Annotated in this window: 2 protein-coding genes; both read right to left on the minus strand. The window is 52.0% G+C overall.

Translation table 11 applies throughout. The features are described 5' to 3' along the window. A partial coding sequence (locus ACTHUT_RS20390; RefSeq protein WP_440418723.1) for an efflux RND transporter permease subunit occupies positions 1 to 205 on the minus strand: 205 nt, incomplete at its 3' end. Positions 206 to 216: 11 nt separating this feature from the next. Then, positions 217 to 1,485, minus strand: a complete 1,269-nt coding sequence (locus ACTHUT_RS20395; RefSeq protein WP_440419622.1) for an efflux RND transporter periplasmic adaptor subunit — start codon at positions 1,483 to 1,485, stop codon at positions 217 to 219. Between the last annotated feature and the right edge of the window lie 24 nt (positions 1,486 to 1,509).

The raw sequence follows: 1,509 nt of genomic DNA on the forward strand, positions 1-1,509 counted from the left end.
TATTACGTTCGATAACGGCCAGTACGCTGTCTTCCATTACCTGAGCAGAAGCGCCCGGATAAGTAGCGCGCAAAGTAATGGTCGGTGCAGCAACGGACGGATATTGGGAAATCGGCAGTTTTTGAATGCCGAAAATACCCGCTGCGATGATAAAAATCGCAATAACCCATGCAAAAATGGGGCGGTCAATAAAAAACTTAGACATTCATGCGTTCCTTATTTGGCTTCAGATGCAGCTTTAGCTTCAGGCTTGGCCTCGGATGCAGCTTGGCCGTCTGAAACTGCCGGGGTTGCCGCTGCGGCGTTTGCAGGCGGCGTCCATTCTTTCGGCGTTACCTTTTTAGCACCTGACATAGCGGCAATGCTGGTACCTTCGACAACCACTTTGTCGCCGTCTTTCAGGCCGTCTGTGATCACCCAGTTGGTGCCTTGCTGTTGCGCAATGGTCACGACGCGCGCTTCCATTTCGCTCTTGTCATTTACCACCATCACAGTATCTTTTGTACCGCGGCTAACTGCTTGTTGCGGCACTACAAATGCATTATCTACTGCCACTTGTTCCATCAACACGCGCACATACAAGCCCGGCATCAAGATATTTCTGTCGTTAGGAATGGCGGCGCGCAAGGTAATTTGACCGGTCGTTTCGTTGACAGTCGGATCTGCAAACAACAGACGGCCTTTTTCAGGATAAACCGTACCGTCGTCAAATTTGATGTCCACTGCAATCGCGCCGTTTGCCGCCAACAATTTGCCTTCAGCAACCTGTTGACGCAGTTTCATAACCTCACTGGCAGATTGGGTAACGTTGACATACATCGGATTGGTTTGTTGGATGGTGGCCAACACGGTGGTATCGCCGGCATTCAACAGCGTACCTTCAGAAACTTTAGATTGACCGATAAAGCCGGAAATCGGCGCAGTAATGCGGGAGCGGTTCAGGCTGATACCGGCAGATTTGATGGCTGCTTGGGCAGATTTGACGCCTGCCTCTGCTGAACGCTTGGCCGTTACGGCCGCATCATATTCTTGTTGGCTGATGGCATCGGCGGCAACCAGCGGTTTGTAGCGGGCCAGGTCGGCGTTCGCTTTAGCCAAAGTCGCTTGCGCACTCGCCAACTGAGCGTGTGCGCTTTCTAAGTTTGCTTCATAAGTCGAGCTGTCGATTTGGTACAAAGGCTGACCGGCTTGCACATAGCTGCCCTCTTGGAACAGGCGTTTTTGCAGAATACCGCCGACTTGGGCGCGAACTTCGGCAGTGCGCAATGATTCCAGACGGCCCGGCAACTCGGTTGTCAATGCAACGGTTTCCGGATGCACAGTGACCACACGGACTTCAGGCGCAGGTTGTTTTTGCTGTTGCTGACTGCCTTGCGCCTGTTGACCGGCTGCTTTTTCATCGCCTTTGCCGCAAGCGGAAAGCGCCAACGCAGTAGCTGCTGCAATTGCCGCGACACGCATCATTTTAGAAGCATAAAGAGCCATAATTTTCCTATCTCTATGATAAAT

The organism is Neisseria sp. P0022.S010, assembly GCF_051956635.1.

Bases quoted from the DNA above. Each gene is read 5' to 3' on its own strand.
- ACTHUT_RS20395 (WP_440419622.1), bottom strand. From the start codon at position 1,485: ATGGCTCTTTATGCTTCTAAAATGATGCGTGTCGCGGCAATTGCAGCA.